Annotated in this window: 2 protein-coding genes and 1 pseudogene; all 3 read right to left on the bottom strand. The window is 58.3% G+C overall.

Going from position 1 to position 2,247, the window contains the following annotated elements; translation table 11 throughout:
• Nucleotides 1-1,391: alpha/beta hydrolase (locus A3730_RS33090; RefSeq protein ID WP_063538803.1), on the bottom strand; the 1,391-nt coding region annotated here is incomplete at its 3' end.
• 38 nt (nt 1,392-1,429) lie between these two features.
• On the bottom strand, nt 1,430-1,621 hold the full coding sequence (locus tag A3730_RS31995) for a hypothetical protein (protein WP_063538801.1): 192 nt from the start codon (nt 1,619-1,621) through the stop codon (nt 1,430-1,432).
• A gap of 161 nt (nt 1,622-1,782) precedes the next feature.
• Nucleotides 1,783-2,247, bottom strand: a pseudogene (locus tag A3730_RS20530) (short-chain dehydrogenase); the annotation flags it as partial.

Raw genomic sequence — 2,247 nt, 5'->3', positions numbered from 1 at the left:
TGCACGTTCGGTAAATCTGCGGCAAGGTGACGCGCCCCATCAATGGAAATAATGCCATCGGTTTCACCGTGCCACTGCAGGATCGGCACGGTAATCTGCTTGAGATCCACCCCCAGGGGTTTGAGATGATTCAGGTACTCCTCCATCATGATGCGCGCGCCCTGAAAATGGCCTCGACGAGTCCGCTTGATGGTCCGCGCCAGCAGATCAGGATTGTTGAATACCGCCTGGTCCGACGCTGACATGCCCCGCGCCAGCATCTTGTAGAAGCGTTCCGGGGCCTTCTGTACCCCACGCACCCCCAGCCGTCCCACCAACATGAACAGGCGAGGATCGCGGCGGGAAATCTGCAGGCTCATCCGATGAATGGGNTCCAGCTTGTCCAGCTCCAGGTGATCTCCCGCCAGCGTCGTGCTCAGCAGGCCTAACCGGTCGAACAGCTCCGGATAGAGCGCCGCGGCGCACAGCGCATAAGGCCCACCACCACAGTACGCCGCCATGGGCGGTTTGCGGATATGCAGGTGCTCACACAAAAACTGGATATCCCGGCCAAGATCCTTGAACTGGTAATTACGCTTGTAGGTGGAAATGCCATAGCCGGGCCGGACGATCAAAATCATTCGCAGGCCTCGCTCACGGTACCAGTCTTCAAACACGGTATGATCAGGCATTGAGGCGCCCTGATTCTCCAGCGTCAGGACCGGCCTGCCTTTGGGGTCACCGTATTCGTACCAGCTCAACACCCGCCCATCCGCAAGGGTGACGGTGTATTCTTCGTCTTCATCCTGCAGTCGGGGCAAGCGGGCAGCCTGCACCAGCGCATGCCCCATGGCATGGCTAACCAGCTGCACCTGGCTGGTGATGTTGAGCTTTCCCATAACCGATTTCAGCTGGCTGCGGGCAGTGCTGATCTTGATGTTCAGCAATTGCGAGCTCTGTTGGAGATTTCCAACCTTGCACAGAAGGTGTAACAACCGGGATTCTGCTTCCGTGATACTGAACACGGAGCGCAGCATTTCTGGCGATGGTGTCACTACGCTGTGCCCCGCCAGCACCCAGACGATAGTGCGCACCTGGGCGATCGACCCGGGCGCATCCGATTTTTGCACCGGCAGGCACAACAAAGAAATGCCGTCCTGAGGCGAGGTGAGCAGCTGCGTATCTCGCCCTTCCGCGAGCCGGTTTACCCGCTCCAGAGCCTGTTTCAGTTCCCTGTCCGCAATACTCAAGGTGCCGTTTGCGCGCAGCTGGACAGGTCCATCCGCCAGCACCTGCTGCGCCACCGGATTGGATTCCAGCACCTGCAATTGCTCACCCAGCATCAGCATGGGCCAGGGCATCTGGTTGTACATGGCATTGAGCACGTTGGTGCGGTCNTCCAGCGCATGCATATAGGAGCTGGAGCGTACAGCTCGCTCAAGGTGCGAAATCAGGCCTTCCACTTCTGCACGACGCGGTGCCGGGCCAGGCACCAGGGCCGATTCTGCAGCCCCTGCTCGATGGGGAAGCCCTCTTCTACCTCCGTCCAACCGGCAATGGTATCCAGCAGTTCGACCCAGTCGCCCGGGGATAACGCGGTTTCATAGATCTTGCCGATCAACGCATCATTGTCGTTTTTCAAAACCGTCCCCGATTCGGTTAGCCATGAAATAGCATAGGCAGGGACCTGGTAAGCGGCAACCAAAAGGAGATGAAAAGGGAATCCTGAAGCGTGGGAGGGACTGGCAACGTGCCAGTATCTTCGACCACATAGCTGCCGGCACGCCTTTCAAACATCACGGCTTATGCTTCGTCCTCTCCTTGTGTATTCAGGTAGCGAACTCCCGTGAGCCGTTCGGACTCGTCCCATAACCGTTGCGCCAGGCCTTCGTTATCCGTGATTTTTCGGGCAAAGGCCTGTGCCGGGTAGCCTCGCAGCTCGAGAATTTTTCCATCCGGGCCGTAATAGCCTCCGGAAATCACATCATCGCTGGTGGCCGCCATCACCCCCGGCAGGCAGCCCATCTCTGCCGGCTGGGCCATAAATTTGTTGAACAGCCCGCCGCCGGGAATGGTGTCCTGCAGATGGGTCGCCGAGTAGCCAGGATGGGCTGCCATTACCTGAATGTTTGAGCCGCGTTTGCGCAAACGGCGGTGCAGATCCTTGGCAAAAATCAGATTGGCCAGCTTGCTCTGGCAATAGAACGGCCAGCGGGAATAACGCTTCTCCGCATTGAGATTCCCCCACATAATCTTTCCGCTACGGTG

The sequence above is a fragment of the Alcanivorax sp. HI0044 genome (genome assembly GCF_001634945.1).
This window is presented reverse-complemented; position numbering and strand designations above follow the sequence as displayed.